Source organism: uncultured Hymenobacter sp. (assembly GCF_964242765.1).
Taxonomy (GTDB): domain Bacteria; phylum Bacteroidota; class Bacteroidia; order Cytophagales; family Hymenobacteraceae; genus Hymenobacter.
In genome coordinates, this window is record NZ_CAXTBM010000019.1 from 21,687 (window position 1) to 42,686 (window position 21,000).

The following is a 21,000-nucleotide window of genomic DNA, read 5'->3' on the forward strand; positions in this document are numbered from 1 at the left end:
TAAGTTGGATGAGGCCGCAAGATAAGTTAACCCGGCTGGTCGCAAGAGCCCGCGCCATCAGTTTGCCAACTGAGAGTAGCCATTTCCTTAATAAGCCGTCTTATTCAAGAGCACTTGTACCGATTCCAACTCGGCTTTTGGGGCCAGCGGGCGAATGCGCGACATAGCTTGCTCGGCCTCCAAGCGCGTCAGGTAGTCGCCGACGTGTAAGCGGTACACAGGCTGCTTGAAAGTCAGATAATCTGTTTCGTCGGGGTAGCGGCTGATGATGGCTCGGCGGACGGCCATAGCCGTTTCGCGTTCCAAGCCTACGTAGGCCAAAATGCGGAAGCCTTGAGCATACTTCACATTCTGGTTGGTGTAAGCCTGGTCGCGCAGACGCTGTTCGATTTGCGCGTTTACATGGTTGGCAGGTGCTATCACAGGCCTAGCTGCCGGGGCAATAGGCTCCTTAGGGGCGGGAAAAGCAGGCCGATACCGGCTTAAATCCTCAGCAGGAGCCGCCTGGGTTGTTTGGGGAGTACGGGCCTTGGTAGTATCAGCGGAAGTTGTGGTGCTGCTAGCCGCCGGGGCTGTGGTAGCGCAGGCACCAAGGGCAAACAATGTGGAAAGCAACAACACGTTACGCAGTAATGGTAGTATCATCTTCGTGAAGCAAAACTAGGCTATTAGACGAGCCAATTCGGTCGGCGCCAGCGGCCAGCAAAGCCAATGCAGCCGTGCGGGTCCGGATTCCGCCAGCGGCCTTGATACGAATACTGGCGGGTAATGACTGACGCATCAGCATAACGTCATCCACCGAAGCGCCCCGACTAGCAAATCCGGTGGAAGTCTTGACGAAGTCAGCGCCGGCTTCCTCACACAGTTCACAGGCCAGTACGATTTCGTCTTCGGTGAGCAGAGCCGTTTCAATAATCACTTTCAGCAACGCTCCGCGCAGGTGGCACAACTCGGCTAGTTGCCCAATTTCTTCTTCCACTTCTTCTAGGTGGCCGGCCTTTAGCGCGCCAATGTTGATAACCATGTCCAACTCAATGGCACCTTCTGTCAGGGCTTGGTGGGCTTCAAAAAATTTCACCTTGGCCAGTTGATACCCTAGCGGAAACCCCACTACCGTACAAACGGCTACTCCGGAGCCACGCAGTTGCTCGGTTGCGTGCCGTACGTAGCACGGCGGTACGCACACACTGGCAAAGTGGTATTCCGCGGCCTCAGCGCAAAGTTGGCTGATCTGCTCGGGGGTGGCATCAGGCCGAAGCAACGTGTGGTCGATGTGAGGAGCAATATTCATATCACTAAAGGTAATGTAACGAGGGATTTAGCCGTGAGTTTTAGGTCGCGGCAGTTCAACTTATGTACGTACTTAAGCAGGTTATCAGACTGTATATAACATAAAACGGGAGCCGGCGACTTTCACCGGCTCCCGCTTGAAGCAATTATTTAGCCGAGTTTCTAGGCTATATCTACCAATACGCACCGGTTGTTGAGCACGTCGTCTTCAACCGTTTTGTATTTAACATCGCGCAGAATGCGGCCGTCCATGTATTGCACGCTCACTTTCTCGTTGCGATTAGCAACTTTCTGAGCCCGTACTGGCTGCTGCTTTTCCGCAACGGCGGCCTCATGATCAATATCTTCAGGACCGGCGCCCAACGATACCGACGACACCTCCTTTTCGGCTTTCAGCTTAGGCATAGGAGCCGGCGTAGGCAGTTCGTCTTCGATATAGAATTCGGGGTCGTTGGTACCCTCAGCACCAGCTTGCACCGGTACGTCGGCACGGAACAGGAAGGCCAGCGTTTCCTCGTTCACTTTGCCAATCATGCCCTTGAACAGCTCGAACGATTCGAATTTGTACACCAACAGTGGGTCTTTCTGCTCGTACACGGCGTTTTGCACCACCTGCTTAAGGTCGTCCATCTGGCGCAGATGATGCGTCCAGGCAGTGTCGATGGTCGATAGCACCACGGCTTTCTCCATGCTCCGAATGATTTCGTGTCCACTCGTGGCTTGGGCGCGGCGTAGGTTGGCTACGGCCGAAACCTGCTTGCGGCCATCGGTGAACGGCACGGCTACGTTTTCGAACGGGGCATTCTGCGCCAGTAAGTCGTTGACGAGTGGCATGGCGTTGCTGGCAATGTGGTCGTTCTTGCTGTGGTAGTAACCGAGCGCCTCATCATAGAGCTTCTGCGTGAGCGGACCAGCAGCCAAGCCTTTCATCTCCTGCTCGGTGATGTAGGTGTCGTAGCCGTAAATGCGCAGAATGGCCAGTTTGAAGTCTTCGTAGTCGCCGGAAATCTTGTGGCTGGTTACCACGTCTTCGGCTACGTCGTAAATCATGTTCCAGATATCGAGTTCCAGACGTTCGCCGAACAAGGCGTTGCGGCGGCGCTTGTACACTACTTCGCGCTGTGCGTTCATTACGTCGTCGTACTCAAGCAGACGCTTACGCTGGCCGAAATTGTTTTCCTCTACTTTCTTCTGCGCCCGCTCGATGCTCGACGTAATCATGGAGTGCTGAATCACTTCGCCTTCCTCCAGACCCATACGGTCCATGAGCTTAGCAATCCGGTCGGAGCCAAAGAGGCGCATCAAGTTATCTTCTAAGCTCACGAAGAATTGCGAAGAACCTGGGTCGCCCTGACGGCCGGCCCGCCCGCGCAACTGGCGGTCGACACGGCGCGACTCGTGGCGCTCCGTGCCGATGATAGCCAGTCCGCCTGATTCCTTGGCAATGCCTCTTAACTTAATATCCGTACCACGGCCGGCCATGTTGGTGGCAATGGTAACGGTGCCGGGTTGCCCCGCGCCGGCTACAATCTCGGCTTCGCGCTGGTTTTGCTTGGCGTTCAACACTTGGTGCGGAATACCGCGCAGTTTCAGCATACGGCTTACCAACTCGGATATTTCCACCGAGGTGGTACCGACGAGTACGGGACGGTTGGCCTGCACCAAGGTCTGAATTTCCTCGGCTACGGCGTTGTACTTTTCGCGCACAGTCTTGTACACCTTGTCATGCTCGTCTTTGCGGTCGATGCCGCGGTTGGTGGGTATCACCACCACGTCGAGCTTGTAGATGCTCCAGAACTCGCCGGCTTCGGTTTCGGCCGTGCCCGTCATGCCGCCCAACTTGTGGTACATGCGGAAATAGTTCTGCAAGGTCACGGTGGCGTAGGTCTGCGTGGCGTCTTCTACGCGCACATTTTCCTTGGCCTCGATGGCCTGGTGCAAACCGTCGGAGTAGCGGCGGCCTTCCATAACGCGGCCGGTCTGCTCGTCCACAATCTTCACCTTGCCGTCGTCGGTCAGGATGTACTGATCGTCGCGCTCGAACAGGGTGTAGGCTTTCAGCAGCTGGTTCACGGTGTGCACCCGCTCGCTCTTTTCCTGGTAGTCCTGCATGAGCTGCTCCTTCTGGTGCAGCCTGTCTTCGTTGGTGAGCGTTTTGTTGTTTTCGAGCGCCGCAATTTCCATCCCGATATCGGGCATTATAAACAGGTGCGGATCTTCGCCCTGCGCTGTAATCAGGTCGATGCCTTTTTCGGTTAGCTCGATCTGGTTATGCTTCTCATCAATGGTGAAGTAGAGCGGCGCATCGGCCTGCGGCATCTGGCGCGCATTGTCTTGCAGGTAGAAGTTCTCCACCTTTTGCAGCACGGCCCGCACCCCGGTTTCCGACAAGAACTTAATCAGCGGCTTGCTCTTGGGCAGACCACGGTAGGCGCGGAACAAGGCCAAGCCAGGCTCGCCTTCCTTGGTGCCTTCTTTGCCTTCCTTGATGCCTTTGCGGGCCTCCACCAGATACTGCTGCACTAGTTTCTTCTGCGCATCTACCAGCATTTGAATGCGGGGCTTGAGCTGGTAGAACTCGTGCACATCACCACGCGGTACGGGGCCGGAGATGATGAGCGGGGTCCGAGCATCGTCAATCAGTACGGAGTCCACTTCGTCGACCATAGCAAAGTGGTGCTTGCGCTGCACCAACTCTTGCGGGTCGCGCGCCATGTTGTCGCGCAGGTAGTCGAAGCCGAATTCGTTGTTGGTGCCGTAAGTAATATCAGCAGCGTAGGCCTTGCGTCGGGCATCGGTGTTGGGCTGGTGCTTGTCGATGCAGTCCACGGTGATGCCGTGGAACTCGAACAGGGGCGCATTCCACTCCGAGTCGCGCTTAGCAAGGTAGTCGTTGACGGTTACCAGGTGCACACCACGCTTGGAAAGCGCATTGAGGAAAGCCGGCAGAGTCGAAACCAGCGTCTTGCCTTCGCCGGTAGCCATTTCGGCAATCTTGCCTTGGTGCAGCACCACCCCACCAATCAGCTGCACGTCGTAGTGCACCATGTCCCAAGTGATTTCGGCACCGCCGGCCACCCACTTGTTCAACCAAATGGCTTGGTCACCCTGGATGAGGACGTTCTTCTTGCGCGAGGCATAGTCCCGGTCGTAATCGGTGGCGGCAACTACGAGTTGGCCGTTTTCCTTGTAGCGCCGCGCGGTTTCTTTCACAATAGCAAACGCATCGGGCAGCACCTCCAAGAGCACCAGCTCCAAGTCTTTGTTGCGCTGTTTTTCCAACTCATCAATCTGATCGAAGAGTTGTTCCTTCTGTCCGATATCGAGGGTTGTATCCTCGTTGACCCGAGCGTGCAGCGCAGCTATCTGATCGTCGATGCCTTTCAAACGCTCATCAATACGAGCACGCACCTCGTTGGTACGCTCGCGCAGCTGGTCGTCAGATAGTTGTGCCAGTTTGGCATATTCGGCATTTATAAGCGCCACGTAGGGGATAATCTCCTTCAAGTCCCGGTCCGATTTAGTACCGAAAATTTTGGCGACGGTTTTCCCTAAAAAATCAAACATGCTAGTTTATTTAAGCTGAAACGCGAGGGCGTACCTCAAATTTACGTCGTTTTTCGGGAAACTCCCGGAGCAATACTGCTTATGCATCACGCTAGTCCTGAAAACGACGAAACCCCGCTACCTCAAAAAGAGTGCGGGGTTTCCACGAAAGAAAGGTTGTCAGGTTTTTGGATGGGATTCTAAGTGCTGAAAGATGAATTTCAGTTGTTCACCCAGAAGAGTAGTAAGCAACGTCTCGCACCTAATCGAGGGCGCAAAACTAGCAGCAACTGCTACGAAGCCAAGGCAATCAGCTCCTCAGACTCTTGGTTCAGTTTGTTCATCATTTGGCTGACGCACTCGTGCAGGCGGTCTTCGGCAGCAGGAAGCAGGTTGCCTTGCTTGCTTCCTAATACGCTGTAGGAAGGCCGGGCGGCCGGCAGCCCCAAGGCTTGCATCGAGCACGGCAACACAAACGACTGATCGATACCTGCCATGTCGGCAGCAAGACGCGCTAGTTCGGCCCACGTGTAGGCGCCCTGATTGGCTAGGTGCCACACGCCTTTCTCTTCGTCGATGAGTAAGTCCAGGGACACGTTGACTAAGTCGGGTAGGTAGGTGGGCGAGATAAGCACGTCGTCGGCAGCTTGGAAAGCTTGCTTGTGCTGGCCAGCACGCAAGGCGGCATACACGAAGTTGTGCTCGTCCCACGAACTGAAGAAGGCGCTGGTTCGCACCACCAAGGCGTTGGGCTGTTGCAGTAGCACGTCGCGCTCGGCGAGGCGCTTGCTGTTGCCATACACATTCAGGGGGCGGGGCTGGTCGCTTTCCACGTACGCCGACGACTTGTTGCCATCGAATACGAGGTCGGAGGAGAAGGTGAGCAACTGGATGCTGCGAGCGGCACAGGCAGCGGCCAGAATAGCGGGGCCCGTGGCGTTTTCGCGGTAACACCGCAAGAAGTCTTTCTCGGCCTCATCTACCCGCACGTAGCCGGCCGCATTTACTACGGCCCACGGATTGTGTTTGGCGAGGGCTTTCTCAACCGAAAGCACGTCGGTGATATCAAGCTCAGCGCGGTTCAAAATTACGGTTTCAATGCCCCGAGTGAAACATATGCGCTGAAAAGCTTTGCCGAGCGTGCCGGTAGCACCTGTAATCAGCAGCGGCTGGGGAACAGGCTGCAAAAGATTCGCTGACAACTCATTGGGAGGAAGTATTTGCATGGCTTTAGGTGGTCTGGTGGGTAGGACAATGATGGTGGAAATGAAAACGCTCTTCTCGCTCCCACCACCCTTTAGATTGCAGCAATGGATGATCATAATGGCCTTCTCGTGCCAAGCTGCGCACCATTTTATAGAGCGCAGTAAGACGGGGATACCCACTCGACATATCAAAAACACCGCTCTCGTAATGGGCTCCGTGTTGGGTGAGTAGAGAGCTCCAATCATAAGCGCCCAGCAACGACCACACCGTAATGGCCCGTATATCAATACCTTCTTCTTTTATCTGATTGGCGGCATTCCAGGCTTGCTGTAGCCAGCGCATCTGCTCTTCGCGCGTACAGTTGAGGTGCACTTCGGTTACGGCCAAGGGAAGTTGATAGCGCTGCCAGGCTTCCAAAAGCAGGTCGTGTAAGCCTGTTAGCTCTACAGCCCGGACGCGCACTGCTTCTACATCCACATAATCGGGCCGCTCGTGGCTGCTGATCCGATGGTGACCTGGGAAAAACTGGTGGTTCTCGTCCAGAAACCGCTCACTGGTGATGTAGTAGTTGATGCCTAACACATCGGGAGGCAATGGCTGATCAACCAGTTCCAGTAGTTCCTCCACGGTGGCCCCATTGCTGCGCAGGTACTCCCACATCGGATGATGCTCATTGATACGGCCGCACAACAAATCAAAAGTCAGCCAGCGTCGGTTGTTATCGAATTCGGCTTGATAGGTCAGCCCAGGGGTGCATTGGGTTTTGCCCAGATCTTCCGTCTGAACCAACTGTGCTTGCGGATTCACTTGCCGAATAGCCAGCATAGCTGCCTTCACGCCCTTGATGTGGTTAAGCTGGATTCGCACGAACGTTTGATCGTCGAGCCCGTGCGGATACCAAATGCCGTACAAACCACTGAAGCGAGCGGTAGTAAGAGGCTCATTTACGGGCGTGTAGTGGTTGATCCAAGGGTAACGCTCGGCTACCATGCCAGCAAAACGGGCTAGGCCCGGCACAAAATCATGGTGGTGGAGTGCCGTGTAATGCGGACCGCTGCCGTGGTGCAGCAGCGTTACAATAGGGTCAATGCCTAGTTCTCGCAGCCGGTTCAGGCGCTCGTCGGTCCAAGTCCAATCGGGTTCGTCGAGACTATGGGGAGCTACTTGTTCCCACAACACGGGGTAGCGCAGTTTCTTGATACCGAGGTCGGCAAATAAATCGAGGTCTTCGAGACGGTAACGGTGCCCGCTACTGACGAGCTGATCCGTGTACTCGTTGCCGATCCGGCGGATGGTACATTCTACGCCACCCCACATTTCAACCTTGTTATCGGGCATAGTTTCGCTTGTTTGGTGTCAACTAAGCCGGGCACTTCGCTCTGCTTGAAGTGATGAGGTTGCCTGGCCCTAAAGCAAGCCTGTCATCTGGTTTCCAGGTAAGACCGTACACGGTCTTACCTGGAAACCAGATGACAGGCTTGCTAACCGACTGAAATCGTCAGCTTTCATGGAGAGTTATTTATGTGGCCAGAAGACCTTATAGGTTTCCGAATGAAACCCTCAGAAGGCCCCTGGTTGAATGCTCGAAGTGGCGAGCCCAAGACAAACAAATGCCTTGCGAAACGCTTCAGACCACTCTAGCTTACGGCTTGCCTTTGGCCGGGTCGCGCGGTACAAGCTTATCGATGATGGAAGCAGAACCGGTAATGGCAGGTTTGGTAGCCGCTTTCACGGCTTCTTCGCTCTTCTCCGTTAGTTTCTTGTACAGCGTCAGGGCCTGCGCCACTACTTGGTCCATGTTGTAGTAGCGGTAGGTAGCCAGGCGGCCCACAAAGTGGACGTTTGGCGTGTTATCGGCCAGCTTCTTATACTGGTTGTAGAGCTCGGCGTTTTCGGGCTGCGGTACGGGATAGTACGGGTCACCTTCGGCTTTCGGATACTCGTACACAATGGCCGTTTTGGGGTGCTTCTGACCAGTAAGCGCCTTGAACTCAGTGATGCGGGTGTAGAGATTGTCGTTGGGATAGTTCACGACAGGAGCCTCCAAGTAGTTTTCTTGGTTCAGCGTCTCGTGCTTGAACTCCAGCGAGCGGTACGGCAGCTTGCCGTACTTGAAGTCGAAATACTCGTCTACCGGACCCGTGAAAATCATTTCCTTGAACGGAATGAAGTCGATGATGTCGTGGTAGTCGGTGTTGAGCATGATCTTGATGTTGGGATGATCCAACATCTTCTCGAACATGCGGGTGTAGCCGTGCAAAGGCATGGCCTGATACGTATCGGTGAAGTAGCGGCTGTCGCGGTTGGTGCGGGTAGGCACGCGCGAAGTCACCGACTTATCTAGCTCCGAAGGGTCAAGGCCCCACTGCTTGCGGGTATAATTGCGGAAAAACTTCTCGTACAATTCGCGGCCTACTTTGCTTACTACCACGTCTTCCGACGTCTTGATAACGGGAATTTCCTCGGCCAACGACTCTAGGAACTGCTCTACCTCGAAGCTGTTGAGCGAGAGGCCATAGAGCTTGTTGATGGTATCGAGGTTGATAGGCATCGGCACTAGCTGGCCGTCAACGGAAGCTAATACGCGGTGCTCATACGGGCGCCAATCAGTGAAATTGGATAGGTACTCGAATACGTCTTTCGAGTTGGTGTGGAAAATGTGAGGTCCGTATTTGTGGACTAAGATGCCCTCTTCGTTGTAATGATCGTAGGCGTTGCCGGCAATATGACTGCGCTTGTCTACGACGAGGACTTTTTTATTCGAACGGGTTGCCAGGCGCTCGGCCAGCACACTGCCGGCAAAACCGGCCCCTACTATTAGATAATCGAACATAAGCTAAGAGTGTTTTGGAAGGATTAGGGAGGATGAGAGAAAGTCAGGAAACAGAAACCAGCGACGAATCTGCCGTTTCGTTGGCTGCGTCAGAGGTTTTGGCCTGGAGGCGGGCCAGCATAAGGTCCCGCATCTGCTGCCAGGTTAGATCCCAAGAAATAGTGGCCAAATATTCATCCGTCCGGCGCCGCCAATCTGCATCTTGGTTTTGAATAAGGGCCTTCTCGATGGCCCGCCCAAAATCATCGGCGTTGGCGGCAATGTGTACGAGGTTTAGCTCCCCGTAAGGCCGCACAACATCGCGAATGGGCGTGCTAACTACCGGACGGCCAGCGGCCAAATATTCCGGGGTCTTGGTAGGCGAAATAAACTTGGTGCTTTCGTTGTCGGCAAATAACAGGGTTGCAACGTCCCACCCCTGCAGGTAAGCAGGCAATTGCAGATAGTCTTTGCCGCCTAGATAATGGATATTCTGCTGACGGGGCAGTACATCGTGGCTGATTTTCACAACCGGACCAATGATGACAAATTGCCATTCAGGATGCGCATCGGCGAGTTGGCGCAGCAGTTCGATGTCGAGGCGCTCGTCCACTACGCCGAAGAAACCGATGCGGGGATGGGCAATACCTGCCTGGTCGGCGGGGTCGTCCATCAACTGACGGGCTTGCCCGAAGTGGTCTTTGTCGATGCTGCTCGGGAACGGGTGCGCATCGGCGTGTTGCAGCTTTTTGGATTCGTAGATGGTGTAGCCACCCGTAAATACCAAGTCGGCCCGCTGGAAAAGATCTTGTTCCCGCTCACGCAAACCGGCGGGCGCGAACTTGAAGTTGGCTAGCTCATCCATGCAATCATAGATGGTGAGTATAGGCTGGAAATCCCACGACTTGTTGAGCGCCATCGGGGTATAGTACCAGAAAATGTACTGCTTGAAGTTTTCCTTCTTGAAGTACTCGGCTAGTAGCTTGGCCTGCGCTGCGTCAGCAGCTTGCTCGCTCAGTCCGTGGGGCAGATGCGCCACAACCACTTTCACGCCGTTCTGCCGTTCTTTTATTTCCAGGTGAGGCTCTACCTGATCGGGATGAACAAAGGCATCTTCCACGTACAGCACCCGGCCATACTGCGCAAACCGAGTTAATAAATGCTGCGGGCGTTGCCATACAAAATCCCAGTGAAGATGAGCGAAACAAACCAAATCCGGAAAAGGTCCGGATGGTATTTGAGGAGCGGATAGATTTGTGTCAGAGGCAGAGGAGGTCACCTGCGCTGGGTTATTCAGCGACATAGAGTAGTAGTAAGTGAAAAGTAGCGTTACATCATCGGGTCTACAAAGCAGCCTAAAAAGTCACTACCCGGTTGATGCTAGATTATACGCTAGTCCTTAAGAAAAGGATACACAGCCATTATGAGAATCAATATAGCTGATAAGTTCAACTATAAAACCACATAAGCCTATAATTAGTAAGATTTACATTAAAAATTCATATTCAGAGTGTAATAACAACTTTCTGAGCTGAACGCTATTATACATACATAATTCTATATAACTGACAAAGCTCAACCTTAGCGCTTCTACTAATTATCCCTTTATATGTCCAATAAACACTGGTATTCTACCACATTTTGCCAACCTTCGGCTGTGCGCAACCAGTCCTTACGCACGCCTACGAATTGGAATCCAGCTCTTTCAAACAGCTTCTGGCTAATGCTATTGCGCGCGCCGATGGTACAAAATAGTTGATGCAGGTGCAGCGTGTGGCGGGCATACGTTTTCAACAGGTTTAACGCTGCTTGCGCGTAGCCTCTCCCCCGCTCGTTTTGCAAGACGGCAATTCCCACTCCGGCCCGCTGGTGGCGTGGCTCGAAATCAAACAAGTCCACAGTACCCACTGCCCGCTCGTCGGCCACCACGCAAATTGCAAGGCGTAGTTGCCGTACCTCTTGAAAATCGGCGCCAGCGTTATCTAAATATTTCTGCAACGTGTAGCGTGAGATTGGGGTCACGGCGTCGGAAACGGGCCATAAAGACGAGTCGTTTTCCAGCGTGTACAGAAAGTCGAGGTCTTCTGCTTCCAGAGCCCGCAAAAAAATAAGGTTGTCGTGAAGCATAAATGCCGAAAGCCACAGAATAAAACCACCCTCACCGAAGCAGTTCGAGTAGATGTGAGTAATACAACACAAACTTATTCACGAAACAACCTGCTTTGCAGCGGTTTTTACGTAATGTACCTACATGCATCGGGGCGAAGGGGTGGTAGGTGAAGTTTCTGCTTTGTTTCATCGTCCCGTCTACCTGGCAGCTTATGCAGGATTCATCTCAGCTTTTCTTACTACTTATCATGAAATACAACCTGTTGGGTAACACCGGCTTGAAAGTATCGGCGCTGTGCTTGGGCACAATGACTTATGGCGGCAGAGGCTGGGCTGCCGCCATCGGCGCGCTGGATCAGCAAGCTGTGGACGAGCAAATACGGCGCGCCATAGAGGCGGGCATCAACTTCATCGACACGGCCAACGTCTACTCGGAAGGCTTGTCGGAAGAACTAACCGGCCAATCCATCCACAACTTGGGTGTCTCGCGCGATTCGCTGGTGCTGGCCACCAAAGTGCGCGGCAAGATGGGCGAGGGACCCAACCAGGCGGGGCTAACCCGTAAGCACATCTTCGACCAAGTGGAAAGCTCCCTGAAACGGTTGAAAACCGACTACATCGACCTCTACCAAATCCACAGCTACGACCCACTGACCCCGCTAGAGGACACCTTGCGCGCCCTCGATGATCTGGTGCGCAGCGGCAAGGTGCGCTACATCGGGGCCAGCAATTTGGCGGCCTGGCAGCTGATGAAGGCGCTCGGCTACTCCACCTACAATCAGGTGGAAAAGTTTGTGTCGCTGCAAGCCTACTACACTGTTGCCGGCCGTGAGTTGGAGCGCGAAGTGGTGCCGCTCCTGCAAGACCAGAAAGTAGGGTTGATGGTATGGAGCCCGCTGGCTGGGGGCTTCCTGAGTGGCAAGTTCACCCGCGACCAACAAAGCGAAGAAGGCGCCCGCCGCTTGAACTTCGACTTTCCACCAGTCGATAAGGAAAAAGCCTTCGACATCTTGGACGTATTGCGCCCTCTGGCCGAAACCAAAGGCGTTTCCGTTGCTCAAATAGCACTGGCCTGGCTGCTGCATCAACCCGTGGTTACGAGCGTAATTATCGGAGCCAAGAAAATGGAACAGCTAGAAGACAACCTTAAATCGGTGGACGTGCAACTAACTCCCGAAGAGTTGAAACAGCTGGATGAGGTTAGCAAGCTAAGTCCCGAATATCCGGGCTGGATGCTGGAATTTACCGGCGGCGACCGACAACCGTAACAGCCGTGTGCTTATAGAAAACAGCCGACCCGTGAAGACTATCTTCATGGGTCGGCTGCTTAGTTAACGACAAAAACGAGAGTTATAAAGTGGAAGGGATTGAGCTTTTCGTTTTTTAATCGGGGTTCTGCTTGCCTACACTTCTACTGTTCCTTCAAACACCCGTTGCGCGGGTCCGATCAGGAAGATGTTGGTGAAAGCGCCATCAGCCTTCACTTCAAAGGTGACGCGCAGCTCGCCGCCAGGTGTGCGCAGGCGCACGGGACTCTGCGCGCCGTGCTGCGAAGCCGCTAGTGCTACTGCCGTGACGCCGGTGCCGCAGCTTAGCGTTTCGTCTTCCACGCCGCGTTCATAGGTACGCACTTGCCAAGGCAAATCGGGGGTTTCGGGCACTTCTACGAAGTTGATGTTGGTTCCTTGCTCTCGGAAAAGCTCGCCGTAGCGGATGGCGCGGCCTTCGGCAAACACATTCAGGTCGTTTAAAGTGCTGGCAGGCATGAAACGCACAAGGTGAGGCGAACCAGTGTTTAGAAACACACCACCGTGCTCCTCGATTTGCTGATGGCCAGTTACGTCCTGCATGCGCAAATGCACCGTGCCATCTGCTTCTATCTGCGCTTCGTGCAAACCATCGGCAGCCAGGAAATGCGTATTGCGCTCGATGACGCCGAGTTGCTTGGCGAAGGCGACAGTGCAGCGGCCACCGTTGCCGCACATCGAGCCTAAATGGCCGTCGGCGTTGAAGTATACCATCTCGAAATCGTATTCCGGGTGCTGGCGGAGCAAGATCAGGCCATCGGCCCCGATGCCGCGGCGCCGGTCGCAGAGGTGGTGCACGAGGGCGTGGTTGGTTTCGTCGAAGCGGTGGGCGCGGTCGTCCACCATCACGAAGTCGTTGCCGGTGCCCTGGTATTTATGAAAGGAAAGTGTCACGGGAAAAGAGTCAGACGAATTTGCGTAGCAGGGCTATCTGCCCAGCGTGGTAAAGATAATGCTGAATGGTGCCGTGCAGTAAGACGTAGATTGATACGCCAGAACCATCGGCCCGTTCCCGCGCATCGCCAAGCACCGTATCCAGTTCCGAACTTGGCAGTGCTTCCGTGATACCAAGCAAGTGCTGGTGCGCTTCCCGCAACTCTTGTCGGGCTTGCGGCCAGGCTACTTCAGTTACTGCAACCGAAAAAGAAGGCCAATCTTCACGGGTCATTTCCGTGAGTTTTCGAGCTTCAACCCGCTGCGCTACCGTGACGGTCCAGGTGGTAAGGTGCTGCACCAACTCGCCGATGCTGTGCACACCAGCCCATGGATAAGCCGCAGCTTGCGCGGCCGTGATACCAGCCAAGGTTTGGTGGAGTGAAGGCCCGGACCACGCATCGCCGTCGAAGGCGCGGCGAAGCTGGTCGGCAATGCGTTCGGGTTCAGACATGGGTTGCTTGGTTGTTGAATGTGGTAAGCGAAGGCAGGGTGTCTAAAATACGAGAAGTGGCATGGCAAAGCGTATAACCACTGACAATTGCCAGCGTGGGGCAGCGCGAACCTTGCGCTTCGAGCGGCACGCTACGCCGAAACCACGCTACCAACTAGCAACTCCACGTACCTTTGCCGCCCAACCTGTTTCTGCATGTACACTTTCCTTACCACCAGCCCCTGGTCCGACTACGAACTGCTCGACGCGGGCAACTTCGAGAAGCTGGAGCGTTTCGGTCAGCACCTGTTGGCCCGTCCTGAGCCGCAGGCCATTTGGGACCCGCACCTACCCGCCAGCGAATGGCAGCGCGCCCACGCCACGTTCACCCGCGAGAAAGGCAGCCAGGAGCGCGGCCAGTGGAAAATAAAGCCCGGCACGCCCGAGCAGTGGGTGATTGGCTACGAGCGGCCCGACAACTTGAAGCTGCGGTTTCGGCTGGGAATGTCGTCTTTTAAGCACGTAGGCCTGTTTCCCGAGCAAGACCCTAACTGGCAATTTATCTACCAGCAAACCCGCAAGCGCAAAGCGGCCGTCCCCCGCGTACTCAACCTGTTTGCGTACACTGGCGCCGCCACCTTAGCTGCCCGCGCAGCCGGCGCCGATGTCACGCATCTGGATTCGGTGAAGCAAGTGAACTTTTGGGCCCGCGACAACATGGAGGCCAGCAACCTCGACGGGGTGCGCTGGCTGGTAGAAGACGCCATGAAATACGTGCGGCGCGAAGTGAAGCGCGGCAGCAAGTACCAAGGCCTCATCCTCGACCCGCCCGCCTACGGCCGCGGCCCGAACGGCGAGAAATGGCAGCTCGAAGACGAACTAAACGAAATGCTTAAGCTCTGTAAAGAGCTGCTTGACCCCACCGATCATTTCTTTCTTGTCAATTTGTACTCGCTAGGTTTCTCCGCTTTGATTTTGGATAACCTCGTAGGCGAGATTTTCCCAGCAATGCGCGAGAAACGCGAGATTGGAGAAATCTACCTGCACGACGCTGGGGCACGCAAGTTGCCACTCGGTACGTTCTGCCGGTTTGCCACGTAAAGCAAGTTCAATAACTAGACATCTATCCTCTCTTAAGAGCCGCGCGCAACCTTATCCTGAAAAAATAGCAGGCGTGTGTACGTCTTGTTGAGGGTTGATAAGGTTGTGCGCGGCTCTTAGGAAGGACAGAAAGGAGTGCCAATCTTACGTTGAGCGTATACCTTACATAATGCAGCATCCTTCTCACCGTCGCCTCGCCCTGATTGATATGGGCACCAACACGTTTCACTTGCTGATTGTGGAGCTGCCCAAAGAACCGCACGCCGAACCGCTCGTGTTGCTGCGTACCAAAGTAGGCGTGCGGCTCGGAGAGGGCGGCATCAGCAAAGGCGAGATTACCCCACAGGCCTATGCGCGAGCCTTGCACACCCTAGATGCTTTCCAGGAAGAAATTGAATTGCATCAAGTGACGGAAGTACGCGCAACGGCTACCAGCGCCGTACGCGTGGCGCGTAACGGTCCTGAGCTAGTGCAAGCTATTTTCGAGCAAACCGGGATTCGGGTGGAAATTATTCCGGGCGAACGAGAAGCGGAACTCATTACCAAAGGCGTGCGGCAGGCGGTACCACTCGGCAACGAGCGCAACCTGATAGTGGATATTGGCGGGGGCTCGGTGGAATTTATTATTGCCGACGAGACGACCATCTTCTGGAAGCAGAGCTTTGAGATTGGCGCGCAGCGACTGCTCGACAAGTTTTTTCCGGACCCTAGCGGTGTTATGCCCGCTACGGCCGTGGCAGCGGAGCAAGCCCATTTAAGTATGGTGCTGGCCCCGTTGGTGGCTGCTGTGCAACAGTACCAGCCCGTGGCGGTGATTGGAGCTTCCGGCAGCTTCGACAGCCTGGCGGATATGCAAATCGGGCAGTTGCGCACGGAAGCGGAACTGCCGCCGTGCACCGAACTAGCTATGAGCAGCTTCCAAGACAGCTACCGCCAATTACTTGGTGGCAACCACGAGCAACGCAAAGCCATACCGGGCATCCTGCCCATGCGGGCGGATATGCTCGTGGTGGCCTCGGTTCTATTTGATTTCGTGTTGGGCTTCTCCGGTATCACCCGTATTCGCACGTCCGCATTCGCCTTGAAAGAAGGCTTGCTGGCCGAAATGATGGAACAGAGCTAAACGGCCTACGCCAGCGCTTTTCGTTCTAGAACTAACTTGGCTAAACGTTCCAAGCTTAAGCAGACAATGTCTACTTCCTGACGACACGGTGGATAAAGGCCATTTTTTCCACCACGGCAGGGCGAATAATGAAGGGGTAAGAATCGGGCTGGCCCATGCTGCGGTTGAGGCTGTTCATGGCGAAGGTGAGCGGCAGCCACTGATCCATGATGTGGTGGAAGTCGTCCTGCTCGTAGGGCTCCTCCTCGATGACGGTTTGCAGATGGTGGTGGGTTTCTGCTACCACCGGGTTCACGCTCAATCCAAACGCGTGGGCAGTTTGCAGCGTATCGACGATGTGCAGGTAGTGCGCCCATGTTTCGGCCCAATCTTCCCAGGGGTGGCTGCTGGCGTAGGAACTGATAAAGTGCTGCGCCCAGTCGGCGGGCGGCCCTTGGTCGTAGTGGCGTTTGAGGGCCTCGCCGTAGTCTTCTTGCTCGTCCCCGAACAGCGCCCGGAATTCGGTTAGGTGCGGCGTATTGTCGATGAGCCGGTCCCAATAGTAGTGGCCGACTTCGTGGCGGAAGTGGCCGAGTAGCGTGCGGTACATCTCGGCCATGGCCTTACGAGCCATTTCCCGCTCGATGTCGTCGGCTTCGGCAATGTTGATGGTAATAAGGCCTTCGTCGTGGCCGGTCATTACTCTTTCGCCCCCCTCCGGATTGGAGTCGGCCAGGAAGTCGAACCAGAGGCCCTGCTTTGGATCGGCGGCTTTGCTCACTACGGGCAAACCCATGCGGAGCAAGCTGTAGACGAGTCGGTGCTTGGCTACTTCCATCCGTCGCCACCGCGCCCGATGCTCGGGTTTCTCTAGGTTGGGAATGGTATGGTTGAGGGCGCAGGCCGTACAGAAGGGCGTGGCGTTTCCCGTAGGCACCAACCAGTTACAAGCTTGTTCCGCGTGATTGGGACAGTACGTATAAGTCGGGGCCGTATGCTCGGTTGCTCCGTACAGCCGGAAGGTATAGCCATCGGGCTCCGGTACGAGGGGCAGCAATTGCAACTGCTGGCTCTCGAAGCCCAGTGGATAGTGGCACTTTTCGCATTTATCGTTTTCGAAATACAGCAGTTGGCCGCAATGGGTACACTTGAAAAGTTGCATGTGGTCGGAAGAGAAGGTCAGGCAAGAGTTGCACTTGTGTACGGATGCTTACGTAAAGCTGCTGGGTGCAAGCCTAGGTAGCCAGGAAGTTTGTTTTCCTATGCTGAGGCAAACGGATAGAAGCCAAGATAGAGAGTTGCGTATCGCACCCAAAACAGCTTGCGCAGGTAGCTACACCGTGGTAATTAATAGAATCTATGATTTCTCACTTAACCCCTTAAGCACATGGCAGTATCAGGTCAAAATCACATAAAAAAACAGGAAGTTCACCAGAAAATAAAAGGCTTTTCGCATTTTATTCACTTAATTCCTGCCTTAGCCCCTCACAAACTCAAGCGTAGCAACTGCTATTAGAGCAGCCGTTTCCTAGTTTGCTGTCTTTGGGTTCGTGGCTTTCCGTTTTCTTCTTTCTTCTGCCGTATGCAATCCACCTCGCTTCTTCATTCCTACCGGGAACAGGCCAACGTGTGGGACGAAATGTTCCAAACCGAAAACATTCGTCCCGAGTACCGCAACTTTGTGACGGCCATTGAAAACCTACCGGAAACGGAAATGACCCGCAAGGTAGAGCTAGCCAAAAAGCTGTTTCTGAGCCAGGGAGTCACGTTTACGGTGTATAGCAGCGGGGAAGGCATCGAGAAAATATTTCCCTTCGATATCATTCCGCGCATCCTCAACTACGAGGAATGGGTGCGCATTGAAGCGGGCATCAAGCAGCGGCTCAAGGCGCTGAATATTTTCCTCAAAGACATCTACCACCAGCAGTTCATCATCAAAGACGGCATCATTCCGGCCGCGCTGGTATACTCGTGCCCGCAGTTTTTGCGGGAAATGATGAACGTCCACGTCCCGTACGACATCTACACCCACATTGCGGGCGTCGACCTGATTCGGGACCATGACGGCGAGTTTTACGTGCTCGAAGACAACCTGCGCACGCCTTCGGGCGTGTCGTACATGCTGGAAAACCGCAGCATCACCTACCGCATCTTCCCCGATCTGCTGCCCAAAAACAACGTGCAGCCCGTTAAGGATTACCCCGATCTGCTGTTCCGGAATCTGCTAGCGCTCGGCAACCGCCAGGCCAGCGAGGCCACGGTGGTGTTGCTGTCGCCGGGCATCTACAACTCGGCCTACTTCGAACACAGCACGCTGGCCCGCCTAATGGGGATTCGGTTGGTGGAAAGCCGCGACTTAATTGTGCACGACCATTTTGTGTACATGAAAACCACCCGCGGCCTAACCCGCGTCGATGTTATTTACCGCCGCGTCGACGATGAGTATATCGACCCACTGGCTTTCCGGCCCGATAGCGCGCTCGGCGTGTCGGGGCTGTACTGGGCTTACCGCAAGGGCAACGTGGCTATTGTGAATGCCATGGGCAACGGCGTGGCCGACGATAAAGCCGTGTACTGCTACGTACCCGACATGATTCGCTACTACCTCAACGAGGAGCCCATCCTCAAAAACGTGCCCACCTACCAACTCGACGACCCCGACAAGCGCCAGCTAGTATTCGACAACATGGCGCGCATGGTTATCAAGCGCACCAACGAGTCGGGCGGCTACGGCATGCTGATTGGCAGCAGCGCCACGGGAGAGGAAATGGACGCTTTCAAAGCGGCCATTACCGCCGATCCGCGCAGCTTCATCGCCCAGCCCATCATCAGCCTCTCCTCCACCCCGTGCTACATTGATGGCGTGCTCCAGCCCCGCCGCGTCGATTTGCGCCCCTTCGCCCTCTATGGCCCTTCCGGCATCGATATCGTGCCCGGCGGCCTTACGCGAGTAGCGTTGCGCGAAGGCTCCTTGATAGTGAATTCCTCGCAAGGCGGCGGCAGCAAAGACACTTGGGTGCTCGGCCCGCAACCGTAACACGAACACCATAATCTAGTACCCGCTTTCGCTGAAAGATTTAACCTGCTCATTTCACAACTTCACCTATGCTGAGTCGCGTTGCTGACACTATTTACTGGCTGGGCCGCTACATGGAACGCACCCAGTCCATGCTGCAAGTGGTTCGCATCAGCTACATCACTTCGCAAGACGAGCACCGGTACCTGGGCTGGAAACCGTTGCTGAACAACTACGGCGACCTTACTCGCGAGGAAATCAACGAAACCGTGCGCGACACCGCCCAAATTATCGGGCACTTGGTGTTCGACAAGTCGAATGCAGTGTCGGCGTACAACAACATCATGCACGGCCGCGAAAATGCTCGTGCCGTGCAAGACCACATCACCAAAGAGGTGTGGCAGAGCCTCAACGAGTACTACCACACGATCCGGCAGGAAGAAGTAGCGCGCCAAGCCACTATGGAGGACCCCGTCTCGGGCCTGGACATACTGCTCCGGCAGGGTTTGCTGTTCACCGGGACCGTGCAGCACACCATGCCGCGCGACGAAGGGTACGTATTCCTGAACATGGGCAAGTACCTGGAACGCGCCATCCAGACAACCGACATCATCCGGCTCAACCAGCACGCTTTTTCGCAGACCGAGCAGCACCCCATGGGCGCCCCGGAGTTGCGCTACGTGCTGTACGCCCTCTACGGCCACGAGCTGTACTCGAAAACCTACAAGGGCATCCTGGACACGCAATCGGTGCTGCACATGATTATCTACGACCAGGATTTTCCGCACTCGTTGTCGTACAGCCTTCGCCAATTGGTGCGCTGCTGCGAACGGCTGAAAGACAAAAGCTTGCCTGCTAGCTACGAGCAACTGCGTTTTCTGGTAGGCAAAGTGAAAAACAGCGTAACGTATAGCGACCTTCAGGCTGGTAATGAGGCGCTACTCGATCAGTTTCTGTTGCAAACCCGAAACGAGCTGCTGGAAGTCACCAATGCGTTAAACAAGTATTACTTCGGCAATAGCTAGTTTTTAGGGCTTGAAGCCGATCCAACTAGGACGTTCTGACTTTCCTCAGCCATCAGCTAACAGCTTACAAATGCCTTTCTACAAAATCAAGCACATAACCCGCTACGCCTACGCCGCGCCGGTTATCGACTGCGCCAATCAGCTGATGATTTATCCGTTGGAAGACGACCGGCTGATGGTGAAAAACCACGACGTCTCCATCACCTTCAACCCGGACGTAGCGTTTTTCACCGATTATTTCGGCAACCAAGTGGGCGTGTTTACGGTGATTAGTCCGCACTCGGAGCTGGTTATTGATTCCAACCTCGAGGTAGTTACCACCCCCATCCAGTTCCCCATGGACGAGGCTTCGGCCGAAGACCAATGGCGCAACTTGGTTAGCCTGCGCTACGATGTGGCGTACATGGACTTTCTCACTCCCGAGGCATCAACGCTGCAAGAGGAAATCCAGGACGCCTTGCGCGGCATCGTCGACGGCAACGACAAGCCGCTGAAGAATGCGCTGGTGCTGTCGGAATACGTGTACGACAATTTCGGCTACCAACGGGGCGTGACCAACGTGGAAACGCCGACCGATGAAATCTGGCGGCTGCGGGCAGGCGTATGCCAGGACTTTGCCCACATGCTGCTGTTTATGCTCCGGCAAATCGGTATTCCGGCTCGCTACGTGAGCGGCTATGTGTGCCCCAAGGAAGAAGGCGTGCGCGGTGCCGGCGCTACCCACGCGTGGGTGGAAGCGTATATCCCATTCTACGGCTGGCTCGGTCTCGACCCCACCAACAACTGCATCGTCAACGACGGGCACGTGCGCATCGCCATCGGCCGTAATTTCTCGGATTGCACCCCCATCAAAGGCACCTACAAAGGCACCGGCGCGCACACCCTCACGGTATCGGTCCACATCGAGAACGGTGACCCGGTTAAGCAAGTGCAACCTGCCGAACTGGAAGACCCCGTGTACGTGCAGGAGGTGAAAGAGCCGATTGTGCCCATCAACTCCTACCGCAAGTACGTAACCTGGGAGCAACAGCAACAACAGCAGCAACAGTAGCCGCTACCGGCGGCCGTTCTGGAAAGTGACGTAAGTTTAGGCTCCTATTAGAGGAGCGGTTCAACGCTA

Annotated in this window: 17 protein-coding genes; 6 read left to right on the forward strand and 11 right to left on the reverse strand. The window is 55.0% G+C overall.

The genetic code is table 11. The annotated features are described in order from the left end of the window. Positions 1-87 precede the first annotated feature (87 nt). From ACFE7X_RS10100 to ACFE7X_RS10135, 8 genes are all read right to left on the reverse strand, one after another. Complete coding sequence (locus tag ACFE7X_RS10100) at positions 88-645, reverse strand: sporulation protein (RefSeq protein ID WP_375435560.1); 558 nt, start codon at positions 643-645, stop codon at positions 88-90. Further along, positions 623-1,291 carry a deoxyribose-phosphate aldolase gene (deoC, locus tag ACFE7X_RS10105; RefSeq protein ID WP_375435561.1) on the reverse strand — a complete coding sequence of 223 codons (669 nt, stop codon included), beginning with the start codon at positions 1,289-1,291 and terminating at the stop codon, positions 623-625. Before deoC ends, ACFE7X_RS10100 begins: the two co-directional genes overlap by 23 nt. Before the next feature lie 161 nt (positions 1,292-1,452). Beyond that, positions 1,453-4,857 (reverse strand): preprotein translocase subunit SecA, encoded by a 3,405-nt coding sequence (gene secA / locus ACFE7X_RS10110; protein WP_375435562.1) that lies wholly within the window; start codon positions 4,855-4,857, stop codon positions 1,453-1,455. Positions 4,858-5,129: 272 nt separating this feature from the next. Beyond that, positions 5,130-6,062: an SDR family oxidoreductase gene (locus ACFE7X_RS10115; protein WP_375435563.1), complete on the reverse strand. Its 933-nt coding sequence runs from the start codon at positions 6,060-6,062 to the stop codon at positions 5,130-5,132. A 4-nt stretch (positions 6,063-6,066) separates the two neighbouring features. Continuing rightward, entirely contained in the window at positions 6,067-7,380 is a 1,314-nt protein-coding gene (locus ACFE7X_RS10120; RefSeq protein ID WP_375435564.1) for a family 1 glycosylhydrolase, read from the reverse strand. Positions 7,381-7,684: 304 nt separating this feature from the next. Further along, entirely contained in the window at positions 7,685-8,875 is a 1,191-nt protein-coding gene (gene glf, locus ACFE7X_RS10125) for a UDP-galactopyranose mutase (RefSeq protein ID WP_375435565.1), read from the reverse strand. 43 nt (positions 8,876-8,918) lie between these two features. Continuing rightward, positions 8,919-10,157, reverse strand: a complete 1,239-nt coding sequence (locus ACFE7X_RS10130) for a glycosyltransferase family 1 protein (protein WP_375435566.1) — start codon at positions 10,155-10,157, stop codon at positions 8,919-8,921. A gap of 302 nt (positions 10,158-10,459) precedes the next feature. Beyond that, positions 10,460-10,981: a GNAT family N-acetyltransferase gene (locus tag ACFE7X_RS10135; RefSeq protein ID WP_375435567.1), complete on the reverse strand. Its 522-nt coding sequence runs from the start codon at positions 10,979-10,981 to the stop codon at positions 10,460-10,462. 230 nt (positions 10,982-11,211) lie between these two features. Between ACFE7X_RS10135 and ACFE7X_RS10140 the strand changes: the two genes are divergently transcribed. Next, positions 11,212-12,231, forward strand: a complete 1,020-nt coding sequence (locus tag ACFE7X_RS10140) for an aldo/keto reductase (protein WP_375435568.1) — start codon at positions 11,212-11,214, stop codon at positions 12,229-12,231. Between the two features lie 135 nt (positions 12,232-12,366). On the opposite strand, the gene dapF is transcribed toward ACFE7X_RS10140, so the two are convergent. Both dapF and ACFE7X_RS10150 read right to left on the reverse strand, forming a co-directional pair. Then, positions 12,367-13,164, reverse strand: a complete 798-nt coding sequence (dapF, locus tag ACFE7X_RS10145) for a diaminopimelate epimerase (protein ID WP_375435569.1) — start codon at positions 13,162-13,164, stop codon at positions 12,367-12,369. 10 nt (positions 13,165-13,174) lie between these two features. After that, a complete protein-coding gene (locus ACFE7X_RS10150; RefSeq protein ID WP_375435570.1) occupies positions 13,175-13,657 on the reverse strand; it encodes a DinB family protein in 483 nt (160 codons plus the stop codon). 195 nt (positions 13,658-13,852) lie between these two features. Here ACFE7X_RS10150 and ACFE7X_RS10155 point away from each other — a divergent pair, with 195 nt between their 5' ends. After that, positions 13,853-14,737 (forward strand): class I SAM-dependent methyltransferase, encoded by an 885-nt coding sequence (locus ACFE7X_RS10155; RefSeq protein WP_375435571.1) that lies wholly within the window; start codon positions 13,853-13,855, stop codon positions 14,735-14,737. A 169-nt stretch (positions 14,738-14,906) separates the two neighbouring features. Beyond that, entirely contained in the window at positions 14,907-15,860 is a 954-nt protein-coding gene (locus ACFE7X_RS10160) for a phosphatase (protein WP_375435572.1), read from the forward strand. Positions 15,861-15,930: 70 nt separating this feature from the next. Here ACFE7X_RS10160 and ACFE7X_RS10165 read toward each other — a convergent pair whose 3' ends face one another. Next, the gene (locus ACFE7X_RS10165) at positions 15,931-17,001 is read right to left on the reverse strand and encodes a putative zinc-binding metallopeptidase (RefSeq protein WP_375435573.1); all 1,071 of its coding nucleotides are present in this window, start codon (positions 16,999-17,001) and stop codon (positions 15,931-15,933) included. 420 nt (positions 17,002-17,421) lie between these two features. Between ACFE7X_RS10165 and ACFE7X_RS10170 the strand changes: the two genes are divergently transcribed. The 3 genes from ACFE7X_RS10170 (at position 17,422) to ACFE7X_RS10180 (ending at position 20,931) form a co-directional block, all read left to right on the forward strand. Further along, positions 17,422-18,876, forward strand: coding sequence for a circularly permuted type 2 ATP-grasp protein (locus tag ACFE7X_RS10170; RefSeq protein ID WP_375435574.1), 1,455 nt, complete (start codon positions 17,422-17,424; stop codon positions 18,874-18,876). A gap of 68 nt (positions 18,877-18,944) precedes the next feature. Next, a complete protein-coding gene (locus ACFE7X_RS10175; RefSeq protein WP_375435575.1) occupies positions 18,945-19,880 on the forward strand; it encodes an alpha-E domain-containing protein in 936 nt (311 codons plus the stop codon). Positions 19,881-19,950: 70 nt separating this feature from the next. Then, positions 19,951-20,931: a transglutaminase domain-containing protein gene (locus ACFE7X_RS10180; protein ID WP_375435576.1), complete on the forward strand. Its 981-nt coding sequence runs from the start codon at positions 19,951-19,953 to the stop codon at positions 20,929-20,931. The last annotated feature ends 69 nt before the right edge of the window (positions 20,932-21,000 follow it).

What these genes read in the sequence shown, in the direction of transcription:
- ACFE7X_RS10100 (WP_375435560.1), bottom strand. Translation starts at nt 645, where the DNA reads ATGATACTACCATTACTGCGTAACGTGTTGTTGCTTTCCACATTGTTT.
- deoC (WP_375435561.1), bottom strand. Translation starts at nt 1,291, where the DNA reads ATGAATATTGCTCCTCACATCGACCACACGTTGCTTCGGCCTGATGCC.
- secA (WP_375435562.1), bottom strand. Translation starts at nt 4,857, where the DNA reads ATGTTTGATTTTTTAGGGAAAACCGTCGCCAAAATTTTCGGTACTAAA.
- ACFE7X_RS10115 (WP_375435563.1), bottom strand. Translation starts at nt 6,062, where the DNA reads ATGCAAATACTTCCTCCCAATGAGTTGTCAGCGAATCTTTTGCAGCCT.
- ACFE7X_RS10120 (WP_375435564.1), bottom strand. Translation starts at nt 7,380, where the DNA reads ATGCCCGATAACAAGGTTGAAATGTGGGGTGGCGTAGAATGTACCATC.
- glf (WP_375435565.1), bottom strand. Translation starts at nt 8,875, where the DNA reads ATGTTCGATTATCTAATAGTAGGGGCCGGTTTTGCCGGCAGTGTGCTG.
- ACFE7X_RS10130 (WP_375435566.1), bottom strand. Translation starts at nt 10,157, where the DNA reads ATGTCGCTGAATAACCCAGCGCAGGTGACCTCCTCTGCCTCTGACACA.
- ACFE7X_RS10135 (WP_375435567.1), bottom strand. Translation starts at nt 10,981, where the DNA reads ATGCTTCACGACAACCTTATTTTTTTGCGGGCTCTGGAAGCAGAAGAC.
- ACFE7X_RS10140 (WP_375435568.1), top strand. Translation starts at nt 11,212, where the DNA reads ATGAAATACAACCTGTTGGGTAACACCGGCTTGAAAGTATCGGCGCTG.
- ACFE7X_RS10150 (WP_375435570.1), bottom strand. Translation starts at nt 13,657, where the DNA reads ATGTCTGAACCCGAACGCATTGCCGACCAGCTTCGCCGCGCCTTCGAC.
- ACFE7X_RS10155 (WP_375435571.1), top strand. Translation starts at nt 13,853, where the DNA reads ATGTACACTTTCCTTACCACCAGCCCCTGGTCCGACTACGAACTGCTC.
- ACFE7X_RS10160 (WP_375435572.1), top strand. Translation starts at nt 14,907, where the DNA reads ATGCAGCATCCTTCTCACCGTCGCCTCGCCCTGATTGATATGGGCACC.
- ACFE7X_RS10165 (WP_375435573.1), bottom strand. Translation starts at nt 17,001, where the DNA reads ATGCAACTTTTCAAGTGTACCCATTGCGGCCAACTGCTGTATTTCGAA.
- ACFE7X_RS10170 (WP_375435574.1), top strand. Translation starts at nt 17,422, where the DNA reads ATGCAATCCACCTCGCTTCTTCATTCCTACCGGGAACAGGCCAACGTG.
- ACFE7X_RS10175 (WP_375435575.1), top strand. Translation starts at nt 18,945, where the DNA reads ATGCTGAGTCGCGTTGCTGACACTATTTACTGGCTGGGCCGCTACATG.
- ACFE7X_RS10180 (WP_375435576.1), top strand. Translation starts at nt 19,951, where the DNA reads ATGCCTTTCTACAAAATCAAGCACATAACCCGCTACGCCTACGCCGCG.